The organism is Thermincola ferriacetica, from assembly GCF_001263415.1.
Classification (GTDB): Bacteria; Bacillota; Thermincolia; order Thermincolales; family Thermincolaceae; genus Thermincola; species Thermincola ferriacetica.
The window spans coordinates 1-722 of record NZ_LGTE01000072.1 but is presented as its reverse complement, the minus strand read 5'-3'; the positions used below and the strand labels follow the sequence as shown (position 1 = coordinate 722).

1 protein-coding gene is annotated in these 722 nt (G+C 42.2%); it reads left to right on the top strand.

What is annotated here, in order from left to right:
• Positions 1–5 precede the first annotated feature (5 nt).
• Positions 6–713 carry an IS21-like element helper ATPase IstB gene (gene istB, locus Tfer_RS15735; protein WP_052219206.1) on the top strand — a complete coding sequence of 236 codons (708 nt, stop codon included), beginning with the start codon at positions 6–8 and terminating at the stop codon, positions 711–713.
• Positions 714–722 lie beyond the last annotated feature (9 nt).

Below are 722 nucleotides of genomic sequence, written 5' to 3'. Positions count from 1 at the left end.
CCACATTGGGTCTGTCACATATCAGGGATAACCTAAATCATTTATTGCCGGACATAAACGGCAAAGAAATGTCCTATCTGGAGTTTTTACACCAAATCCTTAAAGAAGAAATATCGGCCAGAGAAAAAAGGTCTAGGGACCGCCGTTTACAGGCGGCAGAACTTCCCTACGTCAGAACTCCGGATGACTTTGACTATGCCTTCAACAACTCAGTTACCAGACGACAAATTAATCAACTTCTAGACCTTACATGGATAGAATCTGCTTACAACATCATATTTCTTGGTCCTTCGGGAGTGGGCAAAACGCATTTAGCAGTAACTTTAGGAGTCCAGGCCGTTGAACAAGGCTACAAAGTCAGTTTCGTTACAATGGACCGCCTCATTAAGCTTCTTAAGACCGAAGAAATATCCGTTAGAGCACGGCAAAAGCTTAGGAAGATAATGAACTCCGATTTGGTGATTATTGATGAGATAGGATTCCAGCCCATAACTCGCCAGGAGTCAAACCTCTTCTTTCAGATAATCTCCAATCTGTATGAACAAAGATCAGTCATAATTACCTCAAACAAAGGGTTTGATGAATGGGCGGAATTAATGCAAGACCCGGTAATCACTGCTGCAATTTTAGACCGGCTAACTCACCATAGTGAGATATTCAACATGACCGGCGACAGTTACCGGCTTAAACATCGTGATAGTATTTTGAGGTGAAAAAACTGG